The sequence below is a fragment of the Kitasatospora sp. NPDC127035 genome, assembly GCF_042726075.1.
Lineage (GTDB): Bacteria > Actinomycetota > Actinomycetes > Streptomycetales > Streptomycetaceae > Kitasatospora.
Window position 1 is genome coordinate 56,692 of record NZ_JBHXDN010000002.1, and the last position, 13,652, is coordinate 70,343.

General features: G+C 73.6%; 12 protein-coding genes. 2 read left to right on the forward strand and 10 right to left on the reverse strand.

The annotated features are described in order from the left end of the window. The first annotated feature begins 77 nt into the window (after window positions 1-77). Window positions 78-920: a phosphatase PAP2 family protein gene (locus tag ACFWIC_RS01300; protein WP_380514778.1), complete on the forward strand. Its 843-nt coding sequence runs from the start codon at window positions 78-80 to the stop codon at window positions 918-920. Here ACFWIC_RS01300 and ACFWIC_RS01305 read toward each other — a convergent pair. Continuing rightward, window positions 871-1,059 carry an I78 family peptidase inhibitor gene (locus ACFWIC_RS01305; protein ID WP_329948818.1) on the reverse strand — a complete coding sequence of 63 codons (189 nt, stop codon included), beginning with the start codon at window positions 1,057-1,059 and terminating at the stop codon, window positions 871-873. The two genes, ACFWIC_RS01300 and ACFWIC_RS01305, sit on opposite strands and share 50 nt — an antisense overlap. A gap of 120 nt (window positions 1,060-1,179) precedes the next feature. On the opposite strand from ACFWIC_RS01305, the gene ACFWIC_RS01310 reads away from it, so the two are divergent. Further along, entirely contained in the window at window positions 1,180-1,452 is a 273-nt protein-coding gene (locus ACFWIC_RS01310) for a DUF6343 family protein (protein WP_329948819.1), read from the forward strand. 140 nt (window positions 1,453-1,592) lie between these two features. Here the strand turns inward: ACFWIC_RS01310 and ACFWIC_RS01315 are convergent, their stop codons facing one another. From ACFWIC_RS01315 to hpnC, 9 genes are all read right to left on the reverse strand, one after another. Further along, window positions 1,593-3,002 carry an aspartate aminotransferase family protein gene (locus tag ACFWIC_RS01315; RefSeq protein ID WP_380514783.1) on the reverse strand — a complete coding sequence of 470 codons (1,410 nt, stop codon included), beginning with the start codon at window positions 3,000-3,002 and terminating at the stop codon, window positions 1,593-1,595. Further along, complete coding sequence (gene dxs, locus ACFWIC_RS01320; protein WP_355400905.1) at window positions 2,992-4,917, reverse strand: 1-deoxy-D-xylulose-5-phosphate synthase; 1,926 nt, start codon at window positions 4,915-4,917, stop codon at window positions 2,992-2,994. The genes ACFWIC_RS01315 and dxs overlap by 11 nt, the downstream gene beginning before the upstream one ends. Before the next feature lie 125 nt (window positions 4,918-5,042). Further along, window positions 5,043-6,068: an adenosyl-hopene transferase HpnH gene (hpnH, locus tag ACFWIC_RS01325; RefSeq protein ID WP_355400907.1), complete on the reverse strand. Its 1,026-nt coding sequence runs from the start codon at window positions 6,066-6,068 to the stop codon at window positions 5,043-5,045. Window positions 6,069-6,070: 2 nt separating this feature from the next. Beyond that, entirely contained in the window at window positions 6,071-6,763 is a 693-nt protein-coding gene (locus ACFWIC_RS01330) for a 1-hydroxy-2-methyl-2-butenyl 4-diphosphate reductase (protein WP_380362186.1), read from the reverse strand. Continuing rightward, on the reverse strand, window positions 6,760-8,853 hold the full coding sequence (gene shc / locus ACFWIC_RS01335; RefSeq protein WP_329948823.1) for a squalene--hopene cyclase: 2,094 nt from the start codon (window positions 8,851-8,853) through the stop codon (window positions 6,760-6,762). Before shc ends, ACFWIC_RS01330 begins: the two co-directional genes overlap by 4 nt. 7 nt (window positions 8,854-8,860) lie before the next feature. After that, window positions 8,861-9,949, reverse strand: coding sequence for a polyprenyl synthetase family protein (locus ACFWIC_RS01340; RefSeq protein ID WP_380362183.1), 1,089 nt, complete (start codon window positions 9,947-9,949; stop codon window positions 8,861-8,863). A gap of 155 nt (window positions 9,950-10,104) precedes the next feature. After that, complete coding sequence (gene hpnE, locus ACFWIC_RS01345) at window positions 10,105-11,541, reverse strand: hydroxysqualene dehydroxylase HpnE (RefSeq protein ID WP_380362181.1); 1,437 nt, start codon at window positions 11,539-11,541, stop codon at window positions 10,105-10,107. Window positions 11,542-11,686: 145 nt separating this feature from the next. Then, on the reverse strand, window positions 11,687-12,544 hold the full coding sequence (gene hpnD, locus ACFWIC_RS01350) for a presqualene diphosphate synthase HpnD (RefSeq protein WP_329948909.1): 858 nt from the start codon (window positions 12,542-12,544) through the stop codon (window positions 11,687-11,689). Window positions 12,545-12,585: 41 nt separating this feature from the next. Then, window positions 12,586-13,515 (reverse strand): squalene synthase HpnC, encoded by a 930-nt coding sequence (gene hpnC, locus ACFWIC_RS01355; protein ID WP_329880323.1) that lies wholly within the window; start codon window positions 13,513-13,515, stop codon window positions 12,586-12,588. Window positions 13,516-13,652: the final 137 nt, after the last annotated feature.

The following is a 13,652-nucleotide window of genomic DNA, read 5'->3' on the forward strand; positions in this document are numbered from 1 at the left end:
TCATCGCTTCACGGCTTTGTCGGAGAATTCCGAATTCCGCCGGGAATCACCCGGACGCGGTGGGTATGGTCACCGGCGTGCACGCGCCGAGTGAACTCCCGGAGTACCCGACCACCACCCGCCGCCGGGGCCTGCGCACCACCCGCGGGCCCGCCTCCCGCCCGTCCCCGCAGCCGCCGCTCGGCCGTCGGCAGACCGTCCTGCTGGGCCTCACCGGCCTCGGCTACCTGCTCGTCGTCGCCGGGGTGCTGCTCGACACCGCCCTGGTCGACCTGGACTGGGCGGTCCGTCTGGCCCGGCCCCACGAACGCTGGCCAGGGCCGGAGCCACTGCTGGACAACTGGGTGGTGGCCGGCCAGCGCGGCCCGTCCGCCGTCGCCGTACTCGCCTGGATCGGCTGGCGCGCCCGCCGGCTCGGCCGGATCCGCCCGCTGCTGGTGACGGGCGCCGCGCTGCTGCTGCTCAACCTCACGGTCGGCACGGTCAAGATCGTCACAGGCCGGCTGGGCCCGCACTACGCCCACTACGTCGGTTCGCCCGAGCTCTTCTCCGGCGGCACCATATTCCCCTCCGGACACACCGCCAACGCCGTGGTCACCTGGGGCGTGCTCGCCTACCTCGCGGGCCGGTGGCGCCGCACCGGGGCGGTGCTCGCCGGCGCCACCGCCTGCTCGGTCGGGCTCACCACCGTCTACCTGGGGACCCACTGGGTGACGGACGTGCTGGCCGGCTGGGCGGCCGGCCTGCTCGTCCTGCTCTCGCTCCCCCTGCTGGAACCGCTGGTCCTCGCCGTCGAGCGACGCCTCGGCCGGCCGCCGGCGAGGACCGGTCCCGGCGGGGCCGGCCGGGACGTCCCGGCGAGCGCCCCGGCTACCCCTCCCAGCTGCGCACCACCACCCCGTCGCGCACCGCGAGGTTGAGCCGCCCCTCCCGGTAGTCCATGGTCATCGCCGCTCCCTGCGCCATGACCCGCACCGAGGCCCATCCGTGCCTCCGGGCCAGTTCCTCGGCCCGTTCCACCCGCAGCCCCGCGTAACCTTCCGCGTCGGCGTCCGTCATCGCCCCTCCCCGGCTCGCATCCCGGACGTACGCTGGAATCGTAGACCGCCGTACGAGGACCCGTACCGACGGCAGGCGCCGGTGGCCGGCACCGGCGGCCGACCCGGGAGGTGACCGCGGATGCCCACCACCGCCCCGCGCCGGTGGCGCAGCGGCACCGAGCCCGCCACCGCCCGCAGTGCCCTCCGGCTGCGCTACCTGCTCTCGTTGACCTTCACCCCGTTGTTCGCCCTGGCCACCGTGGGCTTCGCGGTCTGGGCCGCGAACGCCCCGGAGTTCGGCGCGCCGAGCCGGTCCACCCTGACCGGGTTCGCCGTGGCCTGCGGAGTCCTCACGCTGTTCGCCGTCGTCGATCTCGTCGTCGTGATCCGGCGCCGCCGGACCGAGCTCTGAGGCGGTGCCTCCCACGGAGTGGGAAGCCGGCACGCCCGGCCTCCCGATCCCCCCACACCCCGGCGCCCGACCTCCCCGGCCGCACGGGCCGGCCGCACGGATCCACTGCCAGGACCGGCCGCGCGGACCGGCCGGACCGCTCAGCGGTTGGAGACCGCCTGCTTCACCAGGGTCCGCCCGAAGTCCCACATCAGACCGCTCCCCCGGTGCGCGTCGTCCATCACCTCGGTGAACGCGTCCATGAAGCGGTCGACGTCCCGTTCGGTGATGATCAGCGGCGGGATCAGCTTGATCACCTCCAGGTGGTCGCCGGACACCTGGGTGAGGATCCGGTGCCGCTGCAGCAGCGGCACGACCACCATCTGGGCGAACAGCCCCTTGCGGGCCGCCTGCAGCGCCGTCCAGCCGGTCCGCAGCTTCAGCGACTTCGGTCGGCCGAACTCGATGCCGATCATCAGACCGCGCCCGCGCACCTCGGCGAGCAGCTCGTACGTGTCGACGAGCGCCGTCAGCCGCTCCCGGAAGTACTCGCCCACCTTGGCGGCGTTCTCCACCACCTGCTCGTCCCGGACGACCTCCAGGGTCGCCAGCCCGGCCGCCATCGCCTGCGCGTTGGCCCCGAAGCTGGCCGAGTGGACCAGCACCCGGTCCATCGAGGAGTACACCTTCTCGAAGATCCAGCTCTTGCCGAGCGTCGCGCCGACCGGCACATAGCCGCCGGAGAGCGCCTTGGCCGCGCAGACCAGGTCGGGCAGCACGCCCTCCTCGTACTGGTAGGCGAAGAAGTCGCCGGTGCGTCCGATGCCGGTCTGCACCTCGTCGCAGATCAGCAGCGCCCTGTGCTCGTGCAGCAGCTCCTGGGCCGCGCGGAGCCAGCCGGGCGGGGGCGCCTGCACGCCCTTGCCCTGGATCGGCTCGACGATCAGGGCCGCGACGTCGCCCCGCTTCAGCTCCTTGGCCAGCGCCCCCAGGTCCCCGAGCGGGACGGCGGTGTCCGGGAGCAGCGGGTCGAAGCCCTTGCGGAAGCCACCCTCGCCGTTGACCGAGAGTGAACCCGTGGTCAGCCCGTGGAAGGCGTGGTCGGCGAAGAGGACCCGTTTCCGGCCAGTGGCGTACCGGGCGAACTTGAGCGCCGTCTCCACCGCTTCGGTGCCGCTGTTGCCGAAGAAGACCCGGTCCAGTCCGGGCGTGTGGGACAACAGCCGCTCGGCCAGCAGACCGGGCAGCGGCGAGCAGTCGAAACGGACCAGGTCGGGCAGGTCGAGGTCCATCACCTGCTGGATCGCCGAGCGGACCACCGGGTGGTGCCGGCCGAGCGCGAAGATGCCGAAGCCGGCGAGCATGTCGAGGTACTCGTTGCCGTCGGCGTCGTAGAAGTACTGTCCCTTGGCACGCTCGTAGAACTTGTCGAAGCCGATGGTGTGCAGCATCCGCGACAGCTGCGGATTGAGGTAGCGGCTCTGCAGCTCGTACCGCTCGCCGCCGCGCTCGGCGAGCAGGGCGGCGAGGTCGAAGCGCGCTTCGGTGCGGTCGTCGGGGTCAGCCGGCATGGTGCTGGTTCGCTCCTCGGTTCGGTAGTCCTCTGGCCCGTAGCAGGTTCTTGGCGAAGGCGGCGGTCTGGGCGGCGACCCCGGTACCGGTCAGGCCGGTCTCCTCCAGGATCTCGCCGCGGGCGGCGTGCCCGAGGAACTCCTGCGGCAGTCCGAGCACCCGGACCGGGACGTCCACGTCGGCGTCGCGCAGTGCCTGGGCGACGGCCGTGCCGACCCCTCCGGTGCGCCCGTTGTCCTCGACGGTGACGACCAGCCGGTGCCCGGCGGCGAGGGCCGGCAACGCCGGGTCGACCGGTTTGACCCAGCGCGGGTCGACCACGGTCGCGGTGAACCCCTCGGCGAGCAGCAGCCGGGCGGCGTCCAGTACGGCGGCGGCCGTGGTGCCGACCGCGACCAGCAGGATCTCCGGCTGCTCGGCGGTCCGCAGCAGGACGTCCACGCCGCCGATCCGCTCGACCGCCGGGACGGCCGGACCGACGGTCCCCTTCGGGAAGCGGACCACGGTCGGGGCGTCCGCGACCTCGACCGCCTCGCGCAGTTGGACGCGGAGTTCGTCGGCGTCGCGCGGGGCGGCGAGCCGCAGGCCGGGGACGACCTGGAGGATCGACATGTCCCACATGCCGTTGTGCGAGGCGCCGTCCGGCCCGGTCACCCCGGAGCGGTCCAGCACGAAGGTGACGCCCAGCCGGTGCAGGGCGACGTCCATCAGCACCTGGTCGAAGGCGCGGTTCAGGAAGGTCGCGTACACCGCCACCACCGGGTGGAGCCCGCCGGTGGCCAGGCCGGCGGCGCTGGTGACGGCGTGCTGCTCGGCGATGCCGACGTCGAAGGTCCGCTCCGGGTGGGCCTTGGCGAACTTGGCCAGCCCGACCGGCTGGAGCATGGCGGCGGTGATCGCCACCACGTCCGGACGCTCCGCGCCGATGGCGAGCATCTCCTCGCCGAAGACGGACGTCCAGGAGACCCCGCCGCTGGGCGAGATCGGCAGGCAGGTGTAGGGGTCGATCGGGTTGACCGCGTGGAAGCGGTCCGCCTCGTCCTGTTCGGCGGGCCGGTAGCCGCGGCCCTTGACCGTCAGGCAGTGCACGATCACGGGGCCGCCGAAGCCGCGGGCCTTGGTGAAGGCCGACTCCAGGGCCGCCAGGTCGTGGCCGTCGATCGGGCCGAGGTACTTGAGCCCGAGGTCCTCGAACATGCCCTGCGGCGCGAAGGCGTCCTTGAACCCCTTCTTGGCGCCGTGCAGCGCGTCGAAGATCGGCTGGCCCACGACCGGGGTGCGCTGCAGCGCGTCCTTGCCCCAGGAGAGGAACCGCTCGTAGCCCTGCGTGGTGCGCAGCGTGGCGAGGTGGTTGGCGAGGCCGCCGATGGTGCGCGCGTAGGAGCGCTCGTTGTCGTTGACGACGATGACCAGCGGCCGGTCCTTGGCGTCGGCGATGTTGTTGAGCGCCTCCCAGGCGAGGCCGCCGGTGAGGGCGCCGTCGCCGATCACCGCGACGGTGCTCCGGTCGTGCTCGCCGAGCAGCTGGGCGGCCTTGGCGAGGCCGTCGGCGTAGGAGAGGGCGGTCGAGGCGTGCGAGTTCTCGACCAGGTCGTGTTCGGATTCGGCCCGCGAGGGGTAACCGGAGAGTCCGCCCCTGGAGCGGAGTTTCGAGAAGTCCTGGCGACCGGTGAGCAGTTTGTGGACGTAGCTCTGGTGGCCGGTGTCCCAGACGATCCGGTCGTACGGGGAGTCGAAGGCCCGGTGGAGGGCGATCGTCAGTTCGACCACCCCGAGGTTCGGGCCGAGGTGGCCGCCGGTCCTGGTGACGGCGTCGATCAGGAAGTCGCGGATCTCGTCGGCGAGCCGGGGCAGTTCGGCGGCCGGGAGTCTTCGCAGGTCCGCCGGGCAAGTGACGCTGGAGAGCAGTGACACGGGTTCACCTCACGACTCGGAGCGGTGCGGTGGTACCCCGCCTGGCGGGGTGGCCCGGCCCGGGCGCGGAGGCCCGGGCCGGGCGGGGCGGGGCGGCGGTCGCGCCGCCCGCCGACGGTGTGCGCTCAGCGGCTCCGGCCGGAGCCGACGGTCTCGGTCATCGCCCGCAGCGACTCCTTGAGCGAGCCCATGGTGGCGAGGACGGCGGTCGGCTCGTAGCCGCAGTGCGCCATGCAGTTGGCGCAGCGGGCGTCCTTGCCGCGGCCGTACTTGTCCCAGTCGGTCTTCTCGATCAGTTCGCGGTAGGTCGGCACGTACCCGTCGGCCATCAGGTAGCAGGGCCGTTGCCAGCCGAACAGCGAGTAGTTCGGAATGCCCCAGGCGGTGCACTCGAAGTCGACCTTGCCCTCCAGGAAGTCCAGGAAGAGCGGGCTGTGGTTGAGGCGCCAGCGCCGCCGGTTCCCACCGGCGAAGGTCTTGCGGAACAGCTCCCGGGTCTGCTCGACGCCGAGGAAGTGCTCCTGGTCGGGCGCCTTCTCGTAGGCGAAGGCCGGGGAGATCATCATCTCGTCGACCTTGAGGTCGTCGTTGAGGTAGTCGAGCACGTCGATGATGGTCTGCGGGGTGTCGGTGTTGAAGAAGGTGCTGTTGGTGGTGACGCGGAAGCCGCGCCGCTTGGCCTCCTTGATCGCCTCCACCGCCTCGTCGAAGGTGCCCTCCTTGGCCACCGAGGCGTCGTGCCGTTCCCGCAGGCCGTCGATGTGCACGGTGAAGGTGAAGTACGGCGAGGGCGTGAACTTGTCGAGCTTCTTGCGCATCAGCAGCGCGTTGGTGCAGAGGAAGACGTACTTCCGGCGTTCGACCAGCTGCCGGACGATCTCGTCGATCTGCGGGTGCATCAGCGGCTCGCCGCCGGCGATCGAGACCATCGGGGCCCCCGACTCCAGCACCGCGCCGACCGCCTGGGCGACCGGCATCCGCTGCTTCAGCACACCTGCCGGATGCTGGATCTTGCCGCACCCCTCGCAGGCCAGGTTGCAGGCGAAGAGCGGTTCCAGTTCGACGATCAGCGGGAATTTGTCGCGCCGCTTGAGCTTCTGTTGCATCAGGTAGGTGCCGACCCGCACGGTCTGGCGCAACGGCATGGCCATGGCTAGCTCGCCTCCTGAGGGAGCGTCGAGGATGTGGGGTGGTTGAGGGTGCCGGGTGACGGTCGGTCCCGGTCCTGCCGGTTCCGGTGGTGCCAGTCGACCAGCGCGGGCACCGTCGCCCGCAGGGTCCGCCAGGCGCGGACGCCGGCCGGCAGGGTGCCCGGGCGCAGCAGCTCGCGCTCGGGGGTGTCGACCACGACCCGCAGCACGGCGGCGGGCAGGGCGGGGCGCAGCTCGCGGAGCGCGGCCAGTACCGCGGCCGCCTCCATGTCGACGGCGAGTGCTCCCTGAAGGTGCAGGGCGCGCCGTTCGAGCCCGCGCACCACGTGGTCGGCGGTGTGGTGCACGCCGGTGTGGGCGGTCAGGCCCCGCTCCCTGAGGGCGCGGGTCAGTGTCGGGCCGGAGTCGACGGCGAAGTGGTTCCCCTCGGCGTCGCGCACCCCGTCCGCGACGATCACGTCCCCGGGCGTGACCCCGGGTGCGACGGCCGCTCCGAAGCCGGCCACCACGACGGCGCCGTAACCGCCGGGCGCCGCGGTGAGCAGTCGCCGGACCGTGAGCGAGGCCCGGCGCCGGCCGACACCGGTGCGGACCAGGACCGGCGGGCCGCCGGCCGAGCCTCGCCAGTCCCCTCCGCGCAGGGCCCACACCTCGGGGCCGAGCGCGCAGAGGACCAGCAGCGGGGCGGGCCTCACCGGGACGCCCCGATCGTCGGGGCACCGGGGGCGAACCGGCCGGTGGCGGGGCTGCCGTGCAGGTAGCGGCCCAGCGCGGTGACCGGGAAGACCAGCCGGTACAGGTGGTAGTTGATGGAGAAGTCCCACGGGAAGCCGGTGCCGGTGAACTGCGGTTCGTCCCAGGTCCCCTCGGGCAACTGGGTGCGGACCAGCCAGTCGACCCCGCGTTCGACGGCCGGGTTGGCGTGGCCGTCCGGTCCCTCGCCGGCCGCGAGCAGCGCCATCAGCGCCCAGGCGGTCTGCGAGGCGGTGGAGTCGCCGCGCCCGGCCCAGCGCGCCGGGTCCTCGTAGGAGCGCATGTCCTCGCCCCAGCCGCCGTCGGTGTTCTGCCGGTCCTCCAGCCAGCGGACGGCCCGGCGGATCGCCGGGTGCTCGGCGGGCACACCGGCGGCGACCAGCGCGGGCAGCACCGAGCCGGTCCCGTAGATGTAGTTGGTGCCCCAGCGGCCGAACCAGGAGCCGTCGGCCTCCTGGTTGCGCAGCAGCCACTCGACGCCGCGCCGGGTGCGCGGGTCCCGGGCCTTGCCGACCTCGGCGAGCATCTCCACCACGTGTGCGGTGACGTCCGCGGACGGCGGGTCGACCACCTCGCCGAAGTCGCAGAACGGCAGCTTGTTCGGCAGGGTGCTGGTGTTGTCGACGTCGAACGCGCCCCAGGCGCCGTTCTTGGACTGCATGCCGAGGTTCCACCGGACGCCCCGGTCGATCGAGCCGCCGACCTTGGCCGGGTCGGGGTGGGCGACCCGGCAGAGCGCGAGCACCACCTCCGCGGTGTCGTCGATGTCCGGGTAGGTGTCGTTCTCGAACTCGAAGGCCCAGCCGCCGGGGGCCAGCGAGGGCCGCTGGACCGACCAGTCGCCGCGCCTGGTGATCTCCTCGCCGATCATCCAGTCGACGGCGGAGACCAGCGCGGGGTGGTCGGGCGGCAGACCCGCGTCGGCCAGCGCGACGGTCGCCAGGCAGGTGTCCCAGACCGGTGACTGGCAGGCCTCCAGCCAGCGCCGGCCGTCCTCGGTGTGGACGGTGAACCGGTCGAAGGAGGAGAGGCCGGCCCGCATCACCGGGTGGTCCAGTTCGTAGCCCTCCAGGTGCAGGGCGATCAGCGAGTAGACGGCCGGCGGCTGGATGCCGCCCCAGCAGCCGTCGGCCTCCTGGCGCTCGACGATCCAGCGGCAGGCCTGGGCGACGGCGAGCTTGCGCAGCGGGCGCAGGGCCCGGCGGTGGTAGGCGTGCAGCACCTTGTCCAGGCGTTCGAAGACGCCGTCCCAGGTGGTGGCCCGGGCGAGCGGCCTGACCGGGTACGGGTCGTCCGGGTCGGTGTGCAGCTCGGTGAGCGGGAAGGGGGCCGGACGCACCGGCCGGTGCGCGGAGACCACGGTCAGCGGGACGATGGTCTGCCGTGCCCAGCACCCGAAGGCGTAGATGTTCAGCGGGAGCCACTTCGGCAGGAAGATGATCTCCGGCGGCATCTCGGGCAGCCGCTCCCACGGCCACCAGCCGAAGAGCGCCAGCCAGATCCGGGTGAAGACCCGGGCACCGGCGATGCCTCCGGCGGAGCGGATCCAGCGGGCGGCGGCCAGCATGTGCGGTGCGTTGGGGTCGTCGCCGGCCAGTTTGAGGGCGACGTAGGCCTCGACGGTGGTGGAGATCTCGGCGGGCCCGCCGTGGAAGGTGGACCAGGTGCCGTCCTCCCGTTGCTGGGAGCGGATCCACTCGGCGGTGGCCTTGGTCTGCTCCTCCGTCCGGATGCCGAGGAACTGCCGGAGCAGTAAGTCCTCCGCGTCCATGGTGACGTTGGTCTCCAGGTCGCCTTTCCACCACCCCTCGGAGCTCTGTAGGGAGAGCAGGTGAGTGGTGGCGCGGGCCAGGGCCTCCTCGGCGGAGGCGGGCTGTTCCTGTTGTTGTTCGGTCCGGCCGGCCTGGCGGGCCGGCGCGGACCCCTCGGGCTGCCGCCGCCCGGCGCTCAGCAGCGCCGGGGGGAGGCCCCCCACCGCGACCGGCTCGGAATCGTACTCAGGGTCGAGCCGGCCGTCCGCGGTTGCTGTCAACGTAACGTCACCTCTCTCGTACCACCACGAATTCGGCGAGTGCGACGAAGTGCTCGCGCACCCCGTCGGGCATGGGCACCTCGTCCAGGGCGGCGAGGGCAGTCGTGTGCTGGCGGCGGGCCTCCTCCCGGGTCCAGTCCCGCCCGCCGGCCTGCTCGATCAGCGCGGCACGGGCGGCCAGCTCGGCCTCGCTCTCCTCGCCGCGCCCCTTGGGGTCGGCGAGCTGCTCGGCCAGTTCGCGCGAGGCGGCGCCGCCCTCGGCGAGCGCGGCGGCGACCGGAAGGGACTTCTTGCGCTGGCGCAGGTCGCCCCAGTGCGGCTTGCCGGTCACCTCGGTGGCGCCCCAGATGCCGAGCACGTCGTCCACCGCCTGGAAGGCCAGGCCCAGGTGGTGGCCGTACCGCTGGAGGGCGTCCGAGACCCGGTCGTCGGCGCCGGCCAGGACGGCGCCGATCGCCGAGGCGGCGGCGAGCAGGGCTGCGGTCTTGCCGCCCTCCATCTCCAGGCACTCGGCGACGGTGACGCTGTCCCGCTGCTCGAAGGCGACGTCCATCGCCTGCCCGTCGATGAGCCGACGGGTCGCGGTGGTGAGCAGCCGGACGGCGCGCGCGGCATCGACGGGGCTCGCGCCGCCCGCGGTCGCGGCGTCGAGCAGCACCTCCGTACCGAGCGTGGCCAGAGCGTCACCGACCAGGATCGCCTGGGCCGGACCGAAGACCGTCCAGGCGGTGGCCCGGTGGCGTCTGGTCTCGTCACCGTCCATCAGATCATCATGGAGCAGGGAGAAGTTGTGCACCAGTTCAACAGCGACACCGCCCGGCACACCGGTCTCCGCCGGAGCCCCCGTGGCCCGGGCGGAGAGCAGTGCCAGGGCGGGGCGGACGGCCTTGCCGCCGTCCCCCGCGGCCGGCGTGCCGTCCCGGTCGATCCAGCCGAAGTGGTACGCCGCGACGGTGTCCATCGGCGCCGCCAGACGGGCGACGGCGGCCCGCAGCGGCGGGGTACAGAGCGTGCGGCTGCGGGCGAGCAGCTCCGGCACCGAGACCGGTTCGGCGTGCGCCGTGCCTCCGACGGCAGTGCCGGTGCGTGACTCCACGTGCGTTCCCTCTCCCTGGTGGTGCCGAGCCGCGTGGGACGGCCGGGCGCTGGCGATGTCGATGCGGCCGGTCGGACCGGTGGGGCCGCCGGAACCTGGGGCGTGACCGCCGGGTCTGGCGGGGTCGCCGGGGTCGCCGCCGAGCGGGCCCCGGGTCACCTGGGCCACCTCCCGTCGCCGCGGTCCGCCGGAAGGCGGTGGCCGTCGGCGGCGAGCACGGCGTCGGCGGCGGCATGGCCGCTGCGCACGGCGCCCTCCATGGTCGCGGGCCAGCCGGTGGCCGTCCACGCGCCGGCCAGCAGCAGGCCGGGGACCCCGGTGCGCGGACCGGGGCGCAGCGCCGCCGTCCCGGGAGCCGGGTCGAAGGTGGCGGTGCGCTCCCGGGTGACGAAGAAGTCCAGCACCTCGGCCCCGCCCGCGGCGGGGAGCAGCCGGGCCAGCTCGGGGAGGTACCGGTCGCGCAGCTCCGCGACCGGCAGGTCGATCTCGTCCTGCACGGCGGACTGCGAGAGCGCCAGGTACTGGGCGCCGGGGTGGGCCCGGCCGAGTTCGGTGCCGGCCAGACCGGAGTGCGCGGTGCGGTCGAAGACCCACTGGACCGGCGAGCCGAGTGCGGCGAAGAACGGCTTGCGCAGCACCTTGCGGTCGTAGACCACGTGGACGTTGAGGATCGGCGCGGTGCCGAACTCCGCCAGCCGGGCCTGTCCGGGGATCGCGTCGGGCGGCAGCAGGGCGGCGGCCGTGTCCTGGGCGCCGGCCAGCACCACGGTGTCGGCGGCGAGCGGCTCGCCGTCGCCCTCCAGCCGGACTGCGTGCTGCGGCGCGGCCGGCTTGAGCTCCGCCACGCGGGCGCGCAGCAGGACCTTCACCCCGGCCCGCTCCAGTTCGGCGAGCGCCCGGTCGTGGTGGATCGTGCCGAGCGGGACGGTGGCCGTGCCGATGTCGGAGGCGCCCGGGTCGGACAGCAGCCCGGTCTTGAACACCATCGCGGCCAGGGCCAGCGACACCTGGTCGGCCCGCGCGTTCAGGGTGGCGACGCCGACCAGGTCCCAGAGGGCGGCCAGGGTCCGCTCGTTCTGCCCCTGGCCGCGCAGCCAGTCACCGAAGGAGACGGCGTCGAGCGCCGGGTCGGCGAGGTCCAGCCGCTGGAGCGCGAGCGCGCCGCGGACCACCCGGGCCCGGTCGAGCGGGCCCAGGTGCGGGTACCGGGCCAGGCTGCCGGCCAGGTGCAAGGGGACGGGCAGGGCGGCGCGGCCGAGCCGGCCGAGCGTGCGGACCGGGGCGTCGGCGGGCCCGGAGACGCCCAGCACGGGGACGTCGAGCCGGTCCTGGAGGTGGACCAGCCGGCCGGCGCCGAGCCGGTCCAGCAGGCCCCGGTAGGCGGTGCAGCAGCGCAGGTAGACGTGCTGGCCGTTGTCGACGGTCAGCTCGCCGCGCTGGAAGGAGAAGGCCAGGCCGCCGAGCCGGGGGCGGCCCTCGGCCAGGGTCACCCGGTGGCCGGCCTCGGCCAGCCGCAGCGCCGCGGTGATGCCGGCCAGACCGCCGCCGACCACCACGGCGGCCGGGCGCGCGGCATCGGCTCGCCCGGTCATCGGCCCTCCCCCTCGTGTCCGACGCGCGGCCCGTTCGTGGCCGGCGCGCCCGTGATCAGTACGGTCGTGCCCAACACAGCGGTCAACACGGCTCTACCCATAAGTGATTCCCCGCTGACACAGCGTGACAGAACTGTGGCAAGAATCAAGAACGCCCCCCGGCGAGCCCGGAAAGCGCGACGTACGCCTTCTCCCAGCCCGGCAGCGAGACCCGGCCGCGCAGGACGGACTCCGGGTCCGCCGCGATCCGGCCGAGCAGCCGGTGGTAGATGCCCGCCATCGCGGCCGTGCACGCCCGGCTGCGGCGGTCGAGCATCGGCAGCAGCCGCAGGCCCTCCTCGAAGGCGGCCTGGGCCCGGGCGGCCTCGAACGCGATCAGGCCGGTGAAGTCGGCACCGACCGGCGGCCTGGACAGGGCGAAGCCCTCCTGGCAGCCGAACCGGACCAGGTCCTCGGCGGGCAGGTAGGTCCGGCCGTTCATGGCGTCCTCGCGCAGGTCGCGGAGGATGTTGGTGAGCTGGAGCGCCAGGCCGAGGGTGTCCGCGTAGCGGGCCCCGCGCTCGGGGTCGTCGCAGCCGTAGACGCCGAGCGAGAGCCGGCCGATCGCCCCGGCCACGCACCGGCAGTAGACCTTGAGCTCCTCGTACGTCTGGTACTCGGCGCCCTTGAGGTCCATCTCGACCCCGTCGATCAGCTCGTCGAAGCCGCCGAGCGGGATCGGGAAGCGCCGCGCGGTGTCCGCCAGGGCCACCTTGATCGGGTCGGTGTCGTCCTCCGCCACCGAGCCGGCCCGGACCTCGTCCAGCAGCTCGCGGGTGCGCAGCAGGGCCTCGGCCTTGCGGTCGGCCGGGAGGTCGCCGTCGCCGATGTCGTCCACCCGGCGCGCCAGCGCGTAGAGGGCCGACATGGCCAGCCGTTTCGGCTCCGGCAGGAGCCGGATCCCGTAGCTGAAGTTGCGGGCCTGCAGCCCGGTCACTGCCTCGCAGTACCGGTACGCCGCCATGACCGGCGCCGACGCCAGTGGTGATGCCGCCACGCGGGCGTTCACCTTCCCTTCGCGAAGATGGCCGCCGCCTTCACTGCGAGGCGGCGCTTGTCAGGCTTCGCCTGCTGGGCGAGTACGTCGTACCCGGCGGCCTCGACGGCCGCCAGGGCCGCGTAGCCGCCGGCGGTGAATCCCGCCAGGAGCAGTCGAAGCCTCCCCCGAACCGTACCCACCAGGGGCGCGCCCCGGTCGAGCAGGGTCCGGGCCCGCTCCGCCTCGAAGGCGATCAGCTCGCGGACCGGGCCGCCGGCGGTCGGCGCGGCGAGGTCGGCCTCGGTCACGCCGAACCGGGCGAGGTCCTCGGCCGGCAGGTAGATCCGCCCGCGGGCGAGGTCCTCGGCGACGTCCTGGATGTGCTCGACGATCTGGAGGCCGCTGCAGACGGCGTCGGAGAGCGCGATCCGTTCGGGGGTGGCGACGTCGGCGAGGGCGAGCACCATGCGGCCCACCGGGTCGGCGGAGAGCGTGCAGTACTCGATCAGGTCCTCGTAGCGGGCGTACCGGGCGGTGGTCTGGTCGACCCGGTTGGCCTCGATCAGCCGGCGGAACGGCTCCGGGGTCAGCCCGTGCCGGTCCAGCAGCGGGACGAGGGAGCGCATCAGGGGGTGCCGCGGGGCCTCGGCGGTCCGGGGGTGCAGGGCGCTCTCGAACGCCCGGTCGAGGTCGTGTTCCAGCCCGTCCAGGAGGGCCAGCCGGAACGCGGTCTCGGCCGGACCGGGCTGCGCCGAACGGGTCACGGCGGCGGGCGGTCCGGCCACCCCGAGCAGTGCGGCGGTGCCGGCCGGGTCGGCGAGGTCGCCGTCGCCGGCGTCGTCCACCAGCCGGGCGAATCCGTAGACGGCCATCAGGTCGTCGCGCCACGCGGCGGGCAGGAAGAACGGGGCGACCGGGAAGTTCTCCGCGCCCGCCTTGTCCAGGGTCGCCCCCACGGGGCTCTCCGCCGGGGCGCCACCGGGGCGGGACTCACTACTGGGCTGGGCCGAAGCCGACACTGCTGTCACTCCCCCGTTCTACACCGCTCCGCTGATCGGCCCGAGTCGGACACGCGTCCGACCACGGGAGTCAC

Excerpts from the sequence above, each read along its gene's own strand:
- ACFWIC_RS01305 (WP_329948818.1), bottom strand. The coding sequence starts at position 1,059 with ATGACGGACGCCGACGCGGAAGGTTACGCGGGGCTGCGGGTGGAACGG.
- ACFWIC_RS01315 (WP_380514783.1), bottom strand. The coding sequence starts at position 3,002 with ATGCCGGCTGACCCCGACGACCGCACCGAAGCGCGCTTCGACCTCGCC.
- hpnE (WP_380362181.1), bottom strand. The coding sequence starts at position 11,541 with ATGACCGGGCGAGCCGATGCCGCGCGCCCGGCCGCCGTGGTGGTCGGC.
- hpnH (WP_355400907.1), bottom strand. The coding sequence starts at position 6,068 with ATGGCCATGCCGTTGCGCCAGACCGTGCGGGTCGGCACCTACCTGATG.
- hpnD (WP_329948909.1), bottom strand. The coding sequence starts at position 12,544 with ATGGCGGCGTACCGGTACTGCGAGGCAGTGACCGGGCTGCAGGCCCGC.
- ACFWIC_RS01310 (WP_329948819.1), top strand. The coding sequence starts at position 1,180 with ATGCCCACCACCGCCCCGCGCCGGTGGCGCAGCGGCACCGAGCCCGCC.